General features: G+C 52.7%; 3 protein-coding genes. All 3 read left to right on the top strand.

What is annotated here, in order from left to right:
• Window positions 1–58: 58 nt before the first annotated feature.
• The 3 genes from HWQ47_RS02935 to HWQ47_RS02925 are packed head-to-tail and all read left to right on the top strand — an operon-like array spanning window position 59 to window position 21,755.
• A complete protein-coding gene (locus HWQ47_RS02935; RefSeq protein ID WP_269969705.1) occupies window positions 59–5,221 on the top strand; it encodes a beta strand repeat-containing protein in 5,163 nt (1,720 codons plus the stop codon).
• Window positions 5,137–10,143, top strand: a complete 5,007-nt coding sequence (locus tag HWQ47_RS02930; protein ID WP_269969704.1) for a beta strand repeat-containing protein — start codon at window positions 5,137–5,139, stop codon at window positions 10,141–10,143. Before HWQ47_RS02935 ends, HWQ47_RS02930 begins: the two co-directional genes overlap by 85 nt.
• A complete protein-coding gene (locus HWQ47_RS02925; protein ID WP_269969703.1) occupies window positions 10,059–21,755 on the top strand; it encodes an Ig-like domain-containing protein in 11,697 nt (3,898 codons plus the stop codon). The genes HWQ47_RS02930 and HWQ47_RS02925 overlap by 85 nt, the downstream gene beginning before the upstream one ends.
• Window positions 21,756–21,850 lie beyond the last annotated feature (95 nt).

Genomic DNA, 21,850 nt, shown 5'->3' with positions numbered 1-21,850 from the left:
CATCCTCATCACCGACCAAGACGGTAACGAGCTCGTTAACGAAACCGTCACCCAAGACATGCTCGATAACGGCATCAACGTCAGTTTTGATGCCCCTGCAACGGGCACCAATGTCATCGTCACCGCCACGGTCACCGACCCTGCTGGCAACACCGCCACCGCTTCTGATAATGCCACCTTGGATTACGGCACGGGGGCTCCCACGGCGCCAGTGGTAGATATTACTGAAGACACCAACGATGATGGCACCATCACCGATGCAGAGCTTGATGGCCAAATCAACATCGCTGTCACTTTAGGTTCAGGCACTGAAATCGGTGACACTGTCACCATTACCGACCAAGACAACAACGTGCTCTACACTGGCCCTGTCACACAAGCCATGATTGATAATGACATTGCACTTGTGATTGATGCGCCAGCTAATGGCACCAACCTCGTTATCACCGCCACCGTCACAGACCCTGCCGGTAACACCGCCACAGGCTCAGACAGTGCAATACTAGATTACGATGACAGTGTCACCGTTCCTGCTGCGCCAACCGTGGAGATTGTGGAAGACACCAACGATGATGGCTTCATCAACGACACGGAGCTGTCCGGTCAAATCAACATCACCGTCGCGCTTGGGGCCAACACCGTCGTCGGCGACACCCTAATCGTCACTGACCAAGCTGGTAACGAACTGTTTAACGGCGTCGTCACTCAAGCCATGATCGATGACGATCTGGCACTCATGATGGATCCGCCAGCCACGGGCACCAATCTGGTTATCACTGCCACCGTCACCGACACCTTGGGCAATGAAGCCGCAGGCTCAGATAACGCCCTGCTCGACTATGGCTCAGGCACTGGCGCACCCGCCGCGCCAGTGGTGGACATCACTGAAGACAGCAACGGCGATGGTTACATCAACGATGCTGAGCTTGATGGACAAATCAACATCACCGTTACCCTCAGCGCCGGCACGGCAGTCGGTGACACCTTAATCGTCACTGACCAAGACAACAACGAACTCTTTAGTGGTGTGGTCACCCAAGCGATGCTTGATAACGGCCTTGATATCGCGATAGATGCACCGGCTACCGGCACTAATTTAGTGGTGACCGCCACGGTCACTGACCCTGCTGGCAACAGCGCGACCGGCACCGATGCAGCGACACTCGATTACGGCACAGGCGCGCCTGCTGCGCCGATGATTAAGATTGATGAAGACAGTAATGACGACGGCTTTATTAATGATGCTGAGCTTGATGGTCAAATCGACATCACGGTCACGTTAACTGCAGGCACCGCCGTGGGCGACACCTTAGTCGTCACTGACCAAAATGGGGTTGAGCTGTTTAGCGGCACTGTCACGCAAACCATGATAGACGATGGTCTTGCGATTGCGTTTGACGCACCGGCAACCGGAACGAATTTAGTGGTGACCGCCACCGTCACTGACGCCGCGGGTAACAGCGCCAGCGCATCTGATAATGCCACGCTTGATTACGGCACAGGCACCGGCGCGCCAGCGGCGCCTCTGGTTGAAATAACCGAAGACGCCAATGACGATGGTTACATCAACGATGCCGAGCTTAACGGCCAAATCGATGCCACCGTCACTTTAGGCGCAGGCACGGCAGTGGGTGACACCGTCACCATCACCGACCAAGATAATATCGTCATCTTCAGTGGCCCTGTCACTCAGGAAATGATAGACGATGGAATCAATGTCACTATTGACCCACCGGTAACTGGCACCAATTTGGTTATTACCGCCACGGTCACCGACCCAGCGGGCAACACCAGTACTGGTAGCGACAGTGCCACATTGGATTACGGCACGGGCACCGGCGCTCCCGCCACCCCGACCGTTGAAATCGTGGAAGACATTAACGATGACGGCACCATCAATGACACTGAGCTTGATGGTCAAATTGACATCACCGTCACGCTTGGCGCAGGCACAGTAGTCGGCGACACCTTGGTCGTCACCGACCAAAACAATGTCGAGCTGTTCAGCGGCGTGGTCACCCAAGCCATGCTCGACAATGACCTTGCGGTGGTGATGAATACCCCACCAAGTGGTACCGATATCGTTATCACCGCCACGGTCACCGATGTCGCGGGCAACACCGCCACCGGCAGTGATGCAGCAACCCTCGATTACGTCGAGGCGCCAGCCCCTATCGCACCGGGTGTGGACATTACTGAAGACATTAATGACGACGGCTACATCAACAGTGATGAGCTCGATGGTCAAGTCAACATCACCATCACGCTTGATGCCAGTACAGCGGTTGGCGACACCTTAGTCGTCACAGACCAAAGTGGGGTTGAGATATTTAATGATGTCGTCACTCAGGCGATGCTCGATAACGATCTTCTGCTCAATATAAATCCACCGGCCACGGGCACGGACATCACCATTACAGCTACCATCACTAACGCCAATGGTGACAGTGCAGCAGGCAATGACAGCGCAACCTTGGATTACGGCACAGGCACGGGCGCACCCGCTAGCCCAACGGTAGACATCACTGAAGATGCCAACGATGATGGCTTCATCAACAGTGCAGAGCTTGATGGCCAAATCAACATCACCGTCACACTCGGCGCAGGTACTGCCGTAGGCGATACCTTAATCGTCACAGATCAAGACAATAACGTCATCTTCAGTGGCCCCGTCACCCAAGAGATGATTGACAATGACCTCGCTCTGGCCATCGATGCACCGACCACGGGGACCAACTTAGTGGTCACCGCCAACGTCACTGACGTCGCCGGTAACACCGCCACGGGCGCAGATGCTGCGACACTCGATTACGGCACGGGCTCGGGCGCACCTGCTGCGCCTCAGGTTGAAATAACCGAAGACCTCAACGATGACGGCTTCATTAATGACGCTGAGCTTGATGGCCAAATCAATGCCACCATCACCTTAATGCCAGGCACTGCACTCGGTGATACCATCCTCATCATCGACCAAGACGGAAATGAACTGCATAACGAAACCGTCACCCAAGACATGCTCGATAACGGCATTAATGTCAGCTTTGATGCCCCCGCTACCGGCACTAATGTCGTGGTTACCGCCACCGTCACCGACCCGGCGGGCAACACCGCCACTGCCTCTGACAATGCACTGCTCGACTACGGCACGGGCACCGGTGCACCGCTCTCTCCTGTCGTGGACATCACTGAAGACAGTAACGATGATGGCTTCATCAATGATGTTGAGCTCTCTGGGCAAGTCGATATTACTGTCACCTTACAAGCAGGCACCGCCATCGGCGATACCTTAGTCGTCACCGACCAAGCAGGCAACGAGCTGTTTAATGGCCCAGTGACTCAAGCCATGCTCGACAGCGGCTTAAGCTTGGCCATCGATGCCCCCGTCACTGGCACTAATTTGGTGATCACCGCCACCGTCACAGACCCTGCCGGCAATACTGTCACGGGCTCTGATGCTGCAACACTCGATTATGGCATTGGCAGCGGCGCCCCCGCGTCACCCACTGTCACCATCGATGAAGACACCAATGATGATGGTTTCATTAATGACGCCGAACTAGACGGCCAAATCAACATCACGATTAAACTCGGTGAAGGCACCGCTGTCGGTGACACCTTAGTCGTCACCGACCAAGGCAATAATGTTATTTTCACTGGCCCTGTCACCCAAGCCATGCTTGATGACGACCTCAGCTTAGTCATGGACGCGCCAGCAACCGGCACCAACCTCGTCATTACCGCCACCGTCACCGACCCAGCTGGCAACACTGCCACCGACAACGACAGTGCAACCTTGGATTACGGCAGCAGTGTGCCATTAGCACCGACCGTTGACATCACGGAAGATGCCAACGGCGATGGCTTCATCAACGATGCGGAGCTTGACGGTCAAATCAATATCATCGTTAAACTCGGCGAAGGCACTGAGCTCGGCGACACCATCGTCGTCACCGACCAAGACAATAATGTTATCTTCAGCGGCCCCGTGACCCAAGATATGATCGACAGCGACCTTCAACTGGCCATCGATCCGCCAGCCACAGGCACCAACCTCGTCATCACTGCCACCGTCACCGATCCCGCTGGCAACAGCGCCGCAGGCACTGACAGTGCCACGCTGGATTACGGCGTCGGCACCGGCGCACCTGCCGGCCCAACCGTTGAAATCGATGAAGACACTAATGATGATGGTTACATCAACAGCGCTGAGCTCGATGGCCAAATCAACATCACCGTCACCCTCGGCGCTGGCACTGCTGTCGGCGACACCTTAATCGTCACCGACCAAAACAGTAACGTGCTCTTCACTGGCACCGTCACCCAGACCATGATAGACAGCGGTCAAGCTGTGCTCATGGATGCACCAGCCACCGGCACAAACATTGTCGTGACTGCCACCGTCACTGACCCTGCTGGCAACACCGCCACGGGCAATGATGCTGCAACCCTTGATTACGGTGTGGGCACGGGCGCTCCAGCAGCACCGACTGTCGACATTACCGAAGACACTAACCTAGATGGCACCATCAACGATGCCGAGCTCGACGGTCAGATTGACATCACTGTCACGCTCGGTGCGGGCACGGCCGTCGGCGACACCTTAGTCGTCACCGACCAAGGCAATAATGTGATTTTCACTGGCCTTGTCACCCAAGCGATGATCGACAGTGGCTTAAGCTTAGCTATCGATGCGCCCGCAACGGGCACCACTGTGGTTATCACTGCCACCGTCACCGACCCAGCAGGCAACACCGCCACAGGCGATGACAGTGTCATGCTCGATTACGGCACTGATGCCCCCGGTGCCCCACTGGTTGAGCTCACTGAAGATGTTAACGATGACGGCTTTATTAATGAGGCGGAGCTTGATGGCCAAATCAATGCCACCATCACCTTAACCCCCGGCACTGCACTCGGCGATACCATCCTCATCACCGACCAAGACGGTAACGAGCTCGTTAACGAAACCGTCACCCAAGACATGCTCGATAACGGCATCAACGTCAGTTTTGATGCCCCTGCAACGGGCACCAATGTCATCGTCACCGCCACGGTCACCGACCCTGCTGGCAACACCGCCACCGCTTCTGATAATGCCACCTTGGATTACGGCACGGGGCTCCCACGGCGCCAGTGGTGGATATTACTGAAGACACCAACGATGATGGCACCATCACCGATGCAGAGCTTGATGGCCAAATCAACATCGCTGTCACTTTAGGTTCAGGCACTGAAATCGGTGACACTGTCACCATTACCGACCAAGACAACAACGTGCTCTACACTGGCCCTGTCACACAAGCCATGATTGATAATGACATTGCACTTGTGATTGATGCGCCAGCTAATGGCACCAACCTCGTTATCACCGCCACCGTCACAGACCCTGCCGGTAACACCGCCACAGGCTCAGACAGTGCAATACTAGATTACGATGACAGTGTCACCGTTCCTGCTGCGCCAACCGTGGAGATTGTGGAAGACACCAACGATGATGGCTTCATCAACGACACGGAGCTGTCCGGTCAAATCAACATCACCGTCGCGCTTGGGGCCAACACCGTCGTCGGCGACACCCTAATCGTCACTGACCAAGCTGGTAACGAACTGTTTAACGGCGTCGTCACTCAAGCCATGATCGATGACGATCTGGCACTCATGATGGATCCGCCAGCCACGGGCACCAATCTGGTTATCACTGCCACCGTCACCGACACCTTGGGCAATGAAGCCGCAGGCTCAGATAACGCCCTGCTCGACTATGGCTCAGGCACTGGCGCACCCGCCGCGCCAGTGGTGGACATCACTGAAGACAGCAACGGCGATGGTTACATCAACGATGCTGAGCTTGATGGACAAATCAACATCACCGTTACCCTCAGCGCCGGCACGGCAGTCGGTGACACCTTAATCGTCACTGACCAAGACAACAACGAACTCTTTAGTGGTGTGGTCACCCAAGCGATGCTTGATAACGGCCTTGATATCGCGATAGATGCACCGGCTACCGGCACTAATTTAGTGGTGACCGCCACGGTCACTGACCCTGCTGGCAACAGCGCGACCGGCACCGATGCAGCGACACTCGATTACGGCACAGGCGCGCCTGCTGCGCCGATGATTAAGATTGATGAAGACAGTAATGACGACGGCTTTATTAATGATGCTGAGCTTGATGGTCAAATCGACATCACGGTCACGTTAACTGCAGGCACCGCCGTGGGCGACACCTTAGTCGTCACTGACCAAAATGGGGTTGAGCTGTTTAGCGGCACTGTCACGCAAACCATGATAGACGATGGTCTTGCGATTGCGTTTGACGCACCGGCAACCGGAACGAATTTAGTGGTGACCGCCACCGTCACTGACGCCGCGGGTAACAGCGCCAGCGCATCTGATAATGCCACGCTTGATTACGGCACAGGCACCGGCGCGCCAGCGGCGCCTCTGGTTGAAATAACCGAAGACGCCAATGACGATGGTTACATCAACGATGCCGAGCTTAACGGCCAAATCGATGCCACCGTCACTTTAGGCGCAGGCACGGCAGTGGGTGACACCGTCACCATCACCGACCAAGATAATATCGTCATCTTCAGTGGCCCTGTCACTCAGGAAATGATAGACGATGGAATCAATGTCACTATTGACCCACCGGTAACTGGCACCAATTTGGTTATTACCGCCACGGTCACCGACCCAGCGGGCAACACCAGTACTGGTAGCGACAGTGCCACATTGGATTACGGCACGGGCACCGGCGCTCCCGCCACCCCGACCGTTGAAATCGTGGAAGACATTAACGATGACGGCACCATCAATGACACTGAGCTTGATGGTCAAATTGACATCACCGTCACGCTTGGCGCAGGCACAGTAGTCGGCGACACCTTGGTCGTCACCGACCAAAACAATGTCGAGCTGTTCAGCGGCGTGGTCACCCAAGCCATGCTCGACAATGACCTTGCGGTGGTGATGAATACCCCACCAAGTGGTACCGATATCGTTATCACCGCCACGGTCACCGATGTCGCGGGCAACACCGCCACCGGCAGTGATGCAGCAACCCTCGATTACGTCGAGGCGCCAGCCCCTATCGCACCGGGTGTGGACATTACTGAAGACATTAATGACGACGGCTACATCAACAGTGATGAGCTCGATGGTCAAGTCAACATCACCATCACGCTTGATGCCAGTACAGCGGTTGGCGACACCTTAGTCGTCACAGACCAAAGTGGGGTTGAGATATTTAATGATGTCGTCACTCAGGCGATGCTCGATAACGATCTTCTGCTCAATATAAATCCACCGGCCACGGGCACGGACATCACCATTACAGCTACCATCACTAACGCCAATGGTGACAGTGCAGCAGGCAATGACAGCGCAACCTTGGATTACGGCACAGGCACGGGCGCACCCGCTAGCCCAACGGTAGACATCACTGAAGATGCCAACGATGATGGCTTCATCAACAGTGCAGAGCTTGATGGCCAAATCAACATCACCGTCACACTCGGCGCAGGTACTGCCGTAGGCGATACCTTAATCGTCACCGACCAAGACAATAACGTCATCTTCAGTGGCCCCGTCACCCAAGAGATGATTGACAATGACCTCGCTCTGGCCATCGATGCACCGACCACGGGGACCAACTTAGTGGTCACCGCCAACGTCACTGACGTCGCCGGTAACACCGCCACGGGCGCAGATGCTGCGACACTCGATTACGGCACGGGCTCGGGCGCACCTGCTGCGCCTCAGGTTGAAATAACCGAAGACCTCAACGATGACGGCTTCATTAATGACGCTGAGCTTGATGGCCAAATCAATGCCACCATCACCTTAATGCCAGGCACTGCACTCGGTGATACCATCCTCATCATCGACCAAGACGGAAATGAACTGCATAACGAAACCGTCACCCAAGACATGCTCGATAACGGCATTAATGTCAGCTTTGATGCCCCCGCTACCGGCACTAATGTCGTGGTTACCGCCACCGTCACCGACCCGGCGGGCAACACCGCCACTGCCTCTGACAATGCACTGCTCGACTACGGCACGGGCACCGGTGCACCGCTCTCTCCTGCCGTGGACATCACTGAAGACAGTAACGATGATGGCTTCATCAATGATGTTGAGCTCTCTGGGCAAGTCGATATTACTGTCACCTTACAAGCAGGCACCGCCATCGGCGATACCTTAGTCGTCACCGACCAAGCAGGCAACGAGCTGTTTAATGGCCCAGTGACTCAAGCCATGCTCGACAGCGGCTTAAGCTTGGCCATCGATGCCCCCGTCACTGGCACTAATTTGGTGATCACCGCCACCGTCACCGACCCGGCGGGCAACACCGCCACCGGCTCTGATGCTGCAACACTCGATTATGGCATTGGCAGCGGCGCCCCCGCGTCACCCACTGTCACCATCGATGAAGACACCAATGATGATGGTTTCATTAATGACGCCGAACTAGACGGCCAAATCAACATCACGATTAAACTCGGTGAAGGCACCGCTGTCGGTGACACCTTAGTCGTCACCGACCAAGGCAATAATGTTATTTTCACTGGCCCTGTCACCCAAGCCATGCTTGATAATGACCTAAGCTTGGTCATGGACGCGCCAGCAACCGGCACCAACCTCGTCATTACCGCCACCGTCACCGACCCAGCTGGCAACACTGCCACCGACAACGACAATGCAACCTTGGATTACGGCAGCAGTGTGCCATTAGCACCGACCGTTGACATCACGGAAGATGCCAACGGCGATGGCTTCATCAACGATGCGGAGCTTGACGGTCAAATCAATATCATCGTTAAACTCGGCGAAGGCACTGAGCTCGGCGACACCATCGTCGTCACCGACCAAGACAATAATGTTATCTTCAGCGGCCCCGTGACCCAAGATATGATCGACAGCGACCTTCAACTGGCCATCGATCCGCCAGCCACAGGCACCAACCTCGTCATCACTGCCACCGTCACCGATCCCGCTGGCAACAGCGCCGCAGGCACCGACAGTGCCACGCTGGATTACGGCGTCGGCACCGGCGCACCTGCCGGCCCAACCGTTGAAATCGATGAAGACACTAATGATGATGGTTACATCAACAGCGCTGAGCTCGATGGCCAAATCAACATCACCGTCACCCTCGGCGCTGGCACTGCTGTCGGCGACACCTTAATCGTCACCGACCAAAACAGTAACGTGCTCTTCACTGGCACCGTCACCCAGACCATGATAGACAGCGGTCAAGCTGTGCTCATGGATGCACCAGCCACCGGCACAAACATTGTCGTGACTGCCACCGTCACTGACCCTGCTGGCAACACCGCCACGGGCAATGATGCTGCAACCCTTGATTACGGTGTGGGCACGGGCGCTCCAGCAGCACCGACTGTCGACATTACCGAAGACACTAACCTAGATGGCACCATCAACGATGCCGAGCTCGACGGTCAGATTGACATCACTGTCACGCTCGGTGCGGGCACGGCCGTCGGCGACACCTTAGTCGTCACCGACCAAGGCAATAATGTGATTTTCACTGGCCTTGTCACCCAAGCGATGATCGACAGTGGCTTAAGCTTAGCTATCGATGCGCCCGCAACGGGCACCACTGTGGTTATCACTGCCACCGTCACCGACCCAGCAGGCAACACCGCCACAGGCGATGACAGTGTCATGCTCGATTACGGCACTGATGCCCCCGGTGCCCCACTGGTTGAGCTCACTGAAGATGTTAACGATGACGGCTTTATTAATGAGGCGGAGCTTGATGGCCAAATCAATGCCACCATCACCTTAACCCCCGGCACTGCACTCGGCGATACCATCCTCATCACCGACCAAGACGGTAACGAGCTCGTTAACGAAACCGTCACCCAAGACATGCTCGATAACGGCATCAACGTCAGTTTTGATGCCCCTGCAACGGGCACCAATGTCATCGTCACCGCCACGGTCACCGACCCTGCTGGCAACACCGCCACCGCTTCTGATAATGCCACCTTGGATTACGGCACGGGGCTCCCACGGCGCCAGTGGTGGATATTACTGAAGACACCAACGATGATGGCACCATCACCGATGCAGAGCTTGATGGCCAAATCAACATCGCTGTCACTTTAGGTTCAGGCACTGAAATCGGTGACACTGTCACCATTACCGACCAAGACAACAACGTGCTCTACACTGGCCCTGTCACACAAGCCATGATTGATAATGACATTGCACTTGTGATTGATGCGCCAGCTAATGGCACCAACCTCGTTATCACCGCCACCGTCACAGACCCTGCCGGTAACACCGCCACAGGCTCAGACAGTGCAATACTAGATTACGATGACAGTGTCACCGTTCCTGCTGCGCCAACCGTGGAGATTGTGGAAGACACCAACGATGATGGCTTCATCAACGACACGGAGCTGTCCGGTCAAATCAACATCACCGTCGCGCTTGGGGCCAACACCGTCGTCGGCGACACCCTAATCGTCACTGACCAAGCTGGTAACGAACTGTTTAACGGCGTCGTCACTCAAGCCATGATCGATGACGATCTGGCACTCATGATGGATCCGCCAGCCACGGGCACCAATCTGGTTATCACTGCCACCGTCACCGACACCTTGGGCAATGAAGCCGCAGGCTCAGATAACGCCCTGCTCGACTATGGCTCAGGCACTGGCGCACCCGCCGCGCCAGTGGTGGACATCACTGAAGACAGCAACGGCGATGGTTACATCAACGATGCTGAGCTTGATGGACAAATCAACATCACCGTTACCCTCAGCGCCGGCACGGCAGTCGGTGACACCTTAATCGTCACTGACCAAGACAACAACGAACTCTTTAGTGGTGTGGTCACCCAAGCGATGCTTGATAACGGCCTTGATATCGCGATAGATGCACCGGCTACCGGCACTAATTTAGTGGTGACCGCCACGGTCACTGACCCTGCTGGCAACAGCGCGACCGGCACCGATGCAGCGACACTCGATTACGGCACAGGCGCGCCTGCTGCGCCGATGATTAAGATTGATGAAGACAGTAATGACGACGGCTTTATTAATGATGCTGAGCTTGATGGTCAAATCGACATCACGGTCACGTTAACTGCAGGCACCGCCGTGGGCGACACCTTAGTCGTCACTGACCAAAATGGGGTTGAGCTGTTTAGCGGCACTGTCACGCAAACCATGATAGACGATGGTCTTGCGATTGCGTTTGACGCACCGGCAACCGGAACGAATTTAGTGGTGACCGCCACCGTCACTGACGCCGCGGGTAACAGCGCCAGCGCATCTGATAATGCCACGCTTGATTACGGCACAGGCACCGGCGCGCCAGCGGCGCCTCTGGTTGAAATAACCGAAGACGCCAATGACGATGGTTACATCAACGATGCCGAGCTTAACGGCCAAATCGATGCCACCGTCACTTTAGGCGCAGGCACGGCAGTGGGTGACACCGTCACCATCACCGACCAAGATAATATCGTCATCTTCAGTGGCCCTGTCACTCAGGAAATGATAGACGATGGAATCAATGTCACTATTGACCCACCGGTAACTGGCACCAATTTGGTTATTACCGCCACGGTCACCGACCCAGCGGGCAACACCAGTACTGGTAGCGACAGTGCCACATTGGATTACGGCACGGGCACCGGCGCTCCCGCCACCCCGACCGTTGAAATCGTGGAAGACATTAACGATGACGGCACCATCAATGACACTGAGCTTGATGGTCAAATTGACATCACCGTCACGCTTGGCGCAGGCACAGTAGTCGGCGACACCTTGGTCGTCACCGACCAAAACAATGTCGAGCTGTTCAGCGGCGTGGTCACCCAAGCCATGCTCGACAATGACCTTGCGGTGGTGATGAATACCCCACCAAGTGGTACCGATATCGTTATCACCGCCACGGTCACCGATGTCGCGGGCAACACCGCCACCGGCAGTGATGCAGCAACCCTCAATTACGTCGAGGCGCCAGCCCCTATCGCACCGGGTGTGGACATTACTGAAGACATTAATGACGACGGCTACATCAACAGTGATGAGCTCGATGGTCAAGTCAACATCACCATCACGCTTGATGCCAGTACAGCGGTTGGCGACACCTTAGTCGTCACAGACCAAAGTGGGGTTGAGATATTTAATGATGTCGTCACTCAGGCGATGCTCGATAACGATCTTCTGCTCAATATAAATCCACCGGCCACGGGCACGGACATCACCATTACAGCTACCATCACTAACGCCAATGGTGACAGTGCAGCAGGCAATGACAGCGCAACCTTGGATTACGGCACAGGCACGGGCGCACCCGCTAGCCCAACGGTAGACATCACTGAAGATGCCAACGATGATGGCTTCATCAACAGTGCAGAGCTTGATGGCCAAATCAACATCACCGTCACACTCGGCGCAGGTACTGCCGTAGGCGATACCTTAATCGTCACCGACCAAGACAATAACGTCATCTTCAGTGGCCCCGTCACCCAAGAGATGATTGACAATGACCTCGCTCTGGCCATCGATGCACCGACCACGGGGACCAACTTAGTGGTCACCGCCAACGTCACTGACGTCGCCGGTAACACCGCCACGGGCGCAGATGCTGCGACACTCGATTACGGCACGGGCTCGGGCGCACCTGCTGCGCCTCAGGTTGAAATAACCGAAGACCTCAACGATGACGGCTTCATTAATGACGCTGAGCTTGATGGCCAAATCAATGCCACCATCACCTTAATGCCAGGCACTGCACTCGGTGATACCATCCTCATCATCGACCAAGACGGAAATGAACTGCATAACGAAACCGTCACCCAAGACATGCTCGATAACGGCATTAATGTCAGCTTTGATGCCCCCGCTACCGGCACTAATGTCGTGGTTACCGCCACCGTCACCGACCCGGCGGGCAACACCGCCACTGCCTCTGACAATGCACTGCTCGACTACGGCACGGGCACCGGTGCACCGCTCTCTCCTGCCGTGGACATCACTGAAGACAGTAACGATGATGGCTTCATCAATGATGTTGAGCTCTCTGGGCAAGTCGATATTACTGTCACCTTACAAGCAGGCACCGCCATCGGCGATACCTTAGTCGTCACCGACCAAGCAGGCAACGAGCTGTTTAATGGCCCAGTGACTCAAGCCATGCTCGACAGCGGCTTAAGCTTGGCCATCGATGCCCCCGTCACTGGCACTAATTTGGTGATCACCGCCACCGTCACCGACCCGGCGGGCAACACCGCCACCGGCTCTGATGCTGCAACACTCGATTATGGCATTGGCAGCGGCGCCCCCGCGTCACCCACTGTCACCATCGATGAAGACACCAATGATGATGGTTTCATTAATGACGCCGAACTAGACGGCCAAATCAACATCACGATTAAACTCGGTGAAGGCACCGCTGTCGGTGACACCTTAGTCGTCACCGACCAAGGCAATAATGTTATTTTCACTGGCCCTGTCACCCAAGCCATGCTTGATAATGACCTAAGCTTGGTCATGGATGCACCAGCAGAAGGTACTAATCTAGTCATTACTGCAGTTGTTACTGATGTAGCAGGCAACATCAACCAAGGAAGTGATAGCGCCATAATCGACACGACTGCACCGGGCACCGGTGATGGTGAGAACCAAATTAACTTCCTTGATGGCGGCGATGAATTGGTCAGCGATGCTGAATCAACTAACGTCCCACTCTCCGGCCAAGTCGCTGTGGGCAGCACCGTCAACAGCATCACCATTTCTGACGGCACCACGACGATCACCGTCAACGCTGCCGACATCACGGTGGCTGCAGACGGCACTGTGACCGTGGTGGGCCAAGACTTGTCTGGTCTGGCGGATGGCACTTTAACCGTCACCATGAACGTCACCGATTTAGCGGGCAACACCGGCGATGTCGTTGACACCACCGTACTGGACACAACGGCACCAGGCACGGGCGATGGTGAGAACACTATTAACTTCCTCGATGGCGGTGATGAGCTGGTCAGCGATGCAGAATCAACCAGCGTGCCACTCTCAGGTCAAGTGGCCGTGAGCAGCACCGTTAACAACATCACCATCTCAGATGGCACCACGACGATCACCGTTGCTGTAGCCGACATCACGGTCGCCGCTGATGGCACTGTGACCGTTACCGGCCAAGACTTGTCTGGTCTGGCGGATGGCACTTTAACCGTCACCATGAACGTCACCGATTTAGCGGGCAACACCGGCGATGTCGTTGACACCACCGTACTGGACACAACGGCACCAGGCACGGGCGATGGTGAGAACACTATTAACTTCCTCGATGGCGGTGATGAGCTGGTCAGCGATGCAGAATCAACCAGCGTGCCACTCTCAGGTCAAGTGGCCGTGGGCAGCACCGTTAACAACATCACCATCTCAGATGGCACCACGACGATCACCGTTGCTGTAGCCGACATCACGGTCGCCGCTGATGGCATTGTGACCGTGACGGACCAAGACCTTTCTGGTCTAGCTGATGGTACTTTAACCGTTACCATGAACGTGACTGATTTAGCAGGTAACACCGGCGATGTCACTGACACCACCGTGCTCGATACCACTGCGCCAGATACTGGTGATGGTGAAAACCAGATTAACTTCCTCGATGGCGGCGATGAGCTGGTCAGCGATGCAGAATCAACCAACGTTCAGCTCTCTGGTCAAGTTGCTGTGGGCAGTACCGTCAACAGCATCACCATCAGCGATGGCACCACCACGATCACCGTTAACGCTGCCGACATTTCGGTTGCCGCTGATGGCACGGTCACCGTTGCAGGACAAGACCTATCTGGTCTTGCTGATGGCACTTTAACCGTCACCATGAACGTGACAGATTTAGCAGGTAACACCGGTAATGTCACTGACACCACCGTACTGGACACGACGGCACCAGGCACGGGCGATGGTGAGAACACTATTAACTTCCTCGATGGCGGTGATGAGCTGGTCAGCGATGCAGAATCGGGTAGCGTGCCGCTCTCTGGCCAAGTGGCCGTGGGCAGCACCGTTAACAGCATCACCATCTCAGATGGCACCACGACGATCACCGTTGCAGCTGCCGACATTGCAGCTGCTGCCGACGGCTCTGTCACCGTTGCAGGACAAGATTTGTCTGGTCTTGCTGATGGCACCTTGACTGTCACCATGAACATCACCGACTTGGCGGGTAACACCGGCAATGTCACTGACACCACCGTGCTAGATACCACCGCGCCAGGTACTGGCGATGGCGAGAACACAATTAACTTCCTCGATGGCGGCGATGAGCTGGTCAGCGATGCTGAATCAACCAGCGTGCCACTCTCAGGTCAAGTGGCCGTGGGCAGCACCGTCAACAGCATCACCATCTCAGATGGCACCACGACGATCACCGTTGCTGTAGCCGACATCACGGTTGCTGCCGACGGCACGGTCACCGTTACAGGACAAGATTTGTCGAGTCTGGCTGATGGCACCTTGACCGTCACCATGAACGTGACCGATGAAGCCGGTAACACTGGCGATGTGGTTGATAGCACAGTGCTCGATACCACTGCGCCAGGTACTGGTGATGGTGAGAACCAGATTAACTTCCTCGATGGCGGCGATGAGCTGGTCAGCGACGCTGAATCAACTAACATCCCGCTCTCTGGTCAAGTGGCTGTCGGCAGCACAGTTAACAGCATCACCATTTCTGATGGCACCACGACCATTACCGTGGCTGCAGCCGACATCACCGTCGCCGCTAATGGCACAGTCACCGTCACAGGCCAAGATCTATCAGGTCTTGCTGATGGCACCTTGACCGTCACCATGAACGTGACTGATTTAGCAGGTAACACCGGCGATGTCACTGATACCACCGTGCTCGACACGACGGCACCAGGCACGGGTGATGGTGAAAACCAAATTAATTTCCTCGATGGCGGCGATGAGCTGGTCAGCGATACAGAATCAACTAACGTACCGCTCTCAGGCCAAGTGGCCGTGGGCAGCACCGTTAACAACATCACCATCTCAGATGGCACCACGACGATCACTGTTGCTGCAGCCGACATTTCGGTAGCTGCTAACGGCACGGTAAGCGTCACTGGACAAGATTTATCGAGTCTGGCCGATGGCACCTTGACCGTCACCATGAACGTCACTGATTTAGCGGGCAACACCGGCAACGTCACTGACACCACCGTGCTCGACACGACTACAGACAATGATGGCGACGGTAATACCGTCACCATCGAAAGCATCACCAATGATACAGGGAGCTCAAGCAGTGATTACATCACCAGTGACAATACCTTAAGCATTTCAGGTACTGTGGACTTGGATGATAACAACACCCTATCAGTTACATTTAATGGCACGACTTACGCTTTGGCTGATACTGAACTCACCGTCGACACCAACGGCAACTGGACGTTAGACCTCACTGACACCACCTTACCAGATGCAACCTATACCATCACTGCCACCGTAACCGATGTAGCAGGTAATACCGCAACTGCGACACAAGATGTAGTGGTTGATACCAGCGCAGACAATGATGGTGACAGTAATACCGTCACTATCGAAAGCATCACCGATGACACGGGGAGCTCAAGCAGCGATTACATCACCAGTGACAACAGCCTGATCATCTCAGGTACCGTGGACTTGGATGATAACAACGTCCTATCAGTTACATTTAATGGCACGACCTACGCTTTGGCTGACACTGAACTCACCGTCGACGCCAACGGCAACTGGACGTTAGATCTCACTGGTACCATCTTGCCAGATGCAACCTATACCATCACAGCCACCGTAACCGATGTAGCTGGTAATACTGCAACTGCAACACAAGATGTCGTGGTTGATACTACCGCAGACAACGATGGTGACAGTAATACCGTCACCATTGAAAGCATCACCGATGATACAGGTAGCTCAAGCAGCGATTACATCACCAGTGACAACACCTTGAGCATCTCAGGTACCGTAGACTTGGATGATAACAACACCCTATCAGTTGCATTTAATGGCACAACCTACACTGTGGCTGACACTGTGCTTACCATTGACGCCAACGGCAACTGGACGTTAGATCTCACTGGCACTATCTTGCCAGATGCAACTTATACCATCACAGCCACCGTAACTGATGTGGCCGGTAACACTTCAACAGCGACTCAGGATGTTGTAGTTGATTCTGATACTGATAATGATGCCCAGGCCATAGCCGAGGATACTCAAGCTACAGGAAACGTGCTGGACAATGATGAATCCACCAGCACATCGGTAATCAATTTCACTGTCGATATAGATGGGGATGGAGATCAAGACAGCTTTACCGCTGGCCAAACAGCTTCCATTACTGGAGTTGGTACTATTTTAATCAATAGTAATGGTACCTACACATTTACACCTGCCAGTAATTGGAATGGCCTAGCACCTGTTATCACGTACACAACTAACACTGGTGATACTGCAACCCTCACCATTACGGTTACCGAAGATAACCTTGATGCTGTCAATGACGCGAAAACGATTACTGAAGACACTACTGCAACTGGAAATGTTCTAACCAATGATGAATCTGGTAATACATCAGTCGTCAGTTTCAGCGTAGATATTGATAATGATGGCGATCAGGATAATTTCACAGCGGGACAGACCGCCACGATTGCAAGCGTAGGTACAATTGTGATCAACGCTACAGGTTCTTATACCTTTATCCCAGATGATAACTGGAACGGCATCGCTCCTATAATCACCTACACCACCAATACTGGTGACACAGCGACTCTAACTCTAACAGTGACTCCTGTAGATGACCCCGTTGTTGCTAACGATGACAGTTACACGCTCAATGAAGATGGCTCAATTGCGATTAATCTGCTGGGTAACGATGTCGCTAATGATGGTGGCCTAGCAATTCAAAGCATTAACGGAGTCACCCTAACTGGTGGGGCTCAAAACATTACCGTAGACAACGGTACGGTGGTTATTGCCGCTAATGGCACCATGACCTTTGAGCCAGATACAAACTTCAACGGTAATATCAACTTTGATTATATCGCGACCGATGCAGATGGAGATACTGACACTGGCTCAGTGACTATCACAGTGAACAGCGTCAATGACCCAATTATCGCTAACGATGACAGCTATACGGTCAACGAAGATAGCTCTATTGCAATTAACTTACTTGGCAACGATATGGCCAATGACGGTGGCTTAGCAATTCAGAGTATTAATGGTGTCACACTGACTGGCGGTGCTCAAAATATTACCGTGAGTAACGGCACTGTGGTGATTGCAGCCAATGGCACCATGACCTTTGTTCCGAACGCAAACTTCAACGGTACCATTAACTTTGATTATGTGGCGACAGATGTAGATGGCGACACTGACACAGGTAGCGTCACTATCACAGTGAACAGCATCGATGACCCAGTTGTGGCTAACGATGACAGTTACACAGTCAACGAAGATGGCTCTATAGCGATTAACTTGCTTGGCAACGATGTTGCTAATGATGGTGGTCTAGCAATTCAAAGCATTAACGCGGTCACCCTAACTGGCGGCGCGCAAAATATTACCGTGAGCAACGGTACTGTGGTTATTGCTGCCAATGGCACCATGACCTTTATTCCAAATGCAAACTTCAACGGCACCATTAACTTTGATTATGTGGCGACTGATGCCGATGGCGACACTGACACTGGTAGCGTCACGATCACAGTCAACAGCGTCGATGACCCAGTTGTGGCTAACGATGACAGTTACACGGTCAACGAAGATGACTCTATTGCAATTAATTTGCTTGGAAATGATGTTGCCAATGATGGTGGACTCGCACTGGTTAGCATTAACGGCATCACGCTAACTGGCGGCGCTCAAAACATTACGGTAAGTAACGGTACTGTCGTTATTGCCGCCAATAGCACCATGACCTTTATCCCCACAGCCAATTATAACGGTAGCGTCAGCTTCAACTATATAGCGACTGATATAGATGGAGATACCGATACGGGTACAGTCAATATCACTGTTAATGCCATCAATGATGACTTCACCGATCCAAATGAAGTCGTCACTATTGTTGAGGATACCGGCCCAACTTCCGGAAATGTTATCGGCGGCACAACCAGTGTTGATGGACCAGTTACAGTACAAAGCTTTACAATTGCAGGTGATGGCACTGTTTACAATGCAGGACAGATTGTAAACATCAATGGCGTAGGCAGCATAGTTATCAATGCTAATGGTAATTACACCTTTACACCGGTACTTAACTTCAGTGGTACCGCTCCAATCTTCTCCTATATATTAACCGATGGTTCGAGCACTGATAATTCAACGCTAACCATAAATGTAACGGCCACAGATGATCCTGTATCTATCACAACACCGGCTAAAATAACCTTGGATGAGAGTGAGTTATCAGGTGGAACAGGAACTGAGGTTGACCCTGTAGTACAAACACAACAGTTTACTGTTTCTGCACCTGATGGATTAAATAAACTTGAGCTGACTAATGGCAGTGTAACGACGACAGTAACCTTAGTCATGCTACTTGCAGCAACTCCAGCGGCGGCAATTGTCATCGAGGGAGAGCACGGAACATTAAGAATCACTGATTATGATGCCAGCACCGGCACAGTGACATACAGCTATACACTCAATACAGCACAAACACATAGCTTAACGGATGATGAACTCAGTGATAATTTTGGTGTTACCGCTTACGACACTGACAACGATACCAGTTCTACAACCCTAGAAATTGGAATTCTGGATGATCATGCTAGTGCAACTTTAGACACTAATGGTGTTGATGTTCTAACAGATGGGTTTGTTGCTTCCGGTATTGTTGGCGAGTGGAGTAGTTGGACGGGTGGTGGTCCGCACCTCACTCGTTTTGATTCAAATGATAACGATACAGGTCTCGACCAGATGCGCTGGGGAGTTGCGGATGTTAATGCTGCTTCCGGCTACAGTTTTATCGATAATGATACAGGCCTTGATGGAGTACTTGAGCTCAACCAAGATATAGTGTTAGGTGACTTTACTCACTTTAACTTCCCTGTGTATTCATCTATTACGCAAGCGACATTGACGGTTAACTTTACCATCACCGACTCCTTTGGTGTAGTAACTAACATACAGATAGATATTAACTTTGACCATAACGAGACGCCGAATAACGGTGATGCCGAATTTAATAGAGATATTATCAATATCGGTCAACCTGAAGTCACCTTCGAGTATGAAGGTGAGTTCTACACGATTAAAGTACTTGGTTTTATTGATGAAAATGGAGATCTAGTCACAACAGTTAGAACTTTTGAAGGCCAGAGTAATACTTATCAATTAATCGCTAAAGTCGTTGAAGGAGTGGGCTACCACCTACCAAATAAGGAGGGTAATGTACTCAACAATGATTTGGGCTCTGATGGCCTAACAGTTGTTGGTGTCGCCTTTACTAATGATGACGGTACTGACATCTTCACTGGTGTGGGCAGTATTATCCAAGGTACTTACGGTAATTTAGTCCTCAATGCAAATGGAGTATATGAATATCAATTGACCGCAGGAACCAATGTCATACCTGATAATGCGACTGATACCTTTGTCTATACCATCAGGGATGCAGATGGAGATCTGTCGACGACAAAACTGATTATTGGTGTAACGCCAACAGACTTTAATGGTGTACCTGTTGATATTGATCTCAACGTAGATGGTAACGACGGCAATGACTCTATTATTGTTGTGGATGGCGAGAATGCTGCCAACCCTGAACAGATGAATGTTAATTTCGGTGGTGGATTACAGGGTACGATAACCAATCAATCTGGTAGTGATGTGCTCGTTACATCCGGCACAGCCTACAGTACCCATTCAGGTCAAAATGTCAGTTCAGGTGCAGGTCAAGATCACATTGAATCAGGCAGTGGCAACGATATAGTTTATGCAGGATCAACGGGGGATTCTACAAGTGGCAATACTGACGACGATATAGAGTTGAGCACTTCAACTTTGCTCAGTCATCACATTATGACCGGAACATTGACAGGCTCGGACAGCATCATAGACAGTGATGGTCTGCTGTTATCTGCTGATGTCACCAGCGAGAGTGCGGATGTCATCAATGCAGGTAGTGGTAACGACATGGTCTATGGACAGACTGGTAGCGATATTATTTATGGTCATACCGGAAACGATACACTCGATGGAGGCAAACATAATGACGCCATCCGAGGTGGTGCAGGAGATGACACTATTATCGGCGGACAGGGTGATGATGTATTAAGAGGCGACTCTGGCAGTGATACCTTTGTTTGGAATAAAGACGAAACTGGAACAGACCATATTGTCGATTTCGACCTTGCAAATGATAAATTAGATCTCAGTGATCTATTACAAAGTGAAACGGCCGACAACCTTTTCTTGTATCTTCATTTCACTATCAATGATGCAACTAACACCACCACAATAGATATTGATGCAGACCATAATGGCACTTTTGAACAACATATTGTTCTTGATGGGGTGGACCTCAGTGATGCCTTCGGTGATACCGAAAGTGAGATAATCAATGGTCTGCTAGGCGCGAATGGGGATGGTCCGTTAATTATCAATACAATCGGTGATGCTTCGTCCCCATCACCAACTGGACCGGGTTCAGATCCGACTTTAGAGGAGAATCAAGTGACTCATTTGATCCCTTAATAAGTAAATCAAAATAATGATTTACGTCAAATATGAGCGTTTTTGTTAAGATCCGTGTAATATAATGAAATCATATTGATATAACTTTAAGGATA

The sequence above is a fragment of the Shewanella sp. MTB7 genome (genome assembly GCF_027571385.1).
Lineage (GTDB): Bacteria > Pseudomonadota > Gammaproteobacteria > Enterobacterales > Shewanellaceae > Shewanella.
Note: the sequence above shows the minus strand (reverse complement) of the source record. Positions and strands in the feature narration are given on the sequence as shown.

Excerpts from the sequence above, each read along its gene's own strand:
- HWQ47_RS02935 (WP_269969705.1), top strand. The coding sequence starts at position 59 with ATGCTCGATAACGGCATCAACGTCAGTTTTGATGCCCCTGCAACGGGC.